This is a genomic window from Vibrio sp. 2033 (assembly GCF_033339735.1).
Genome location: NZ_JAWOVC010000620.1, coordinates 1 through 575 on the forward strand (window position 1 = coordinate 1; position 575 = coordinate 575).

The following is a 575-nucleotide window of genomic DNA, read 5'->3' on the forward strand; positions in this document are numbered from 1 at the left end:
CGTAAACTTGGGCGAAGAAGTGCCTGAAGAAGCGAAAGTTGGCCGTGTTGACTTGCGTGAATTGCCGCTCGTTACCATTGACGGTGAAGATGCGCGAGACTTCGATGACGCCGTTTTCTGTGAGAAGAAAAAAGATGGTGGTTGGCGTCTTTGGGTCGCAATCGCAGACGTAAGCTACTACGTGCGCCCAGATTCAGCGTTAGACAAAGAAGCCATCAACCGTGGTAACTCTGTGTACTTCCCATCGCAAGTTGTCCCAATGTTGCCTGAAGTGCTTTCAAACGGTTTGTGTTCGCTTAACCCGCAAGTGGATCGCTTGTGTATGGTGTGTGAGATGACCATTTCTGAAAGCGGTAAGCTCTCAAGCTACAAGCACTACGAAGCGGTAATGAATTCCCACGCTCGTCTCACATACAGCAAAGTGAGCGCGATTCTTGAAGGTGATGAAGAACTGCGTGAACGCTACCAGCCACTCGTGTCGCATCTTGAAGAGTTGCACGCGATGTACAAAGTGTTGAAAGAAGCGCGTGATCAACGTGGTGCGATTGAGTTTGAGACCGTCGAAACCAAATTCA

At 49.4% G+C, this 575-nt stretch carries 1 protein-coding gene; it reads left to right on the forward strand.

Annotated elements, in window-relative coordinates:
- A partial coding sequence (locus tag R7P74_RS28130) for an RNB domain-containing ribonuclease (RefSeq protein ID WP_318123960.1) occupies positions 1-575 on the forward strand: 575 nt, incomplete at both ends.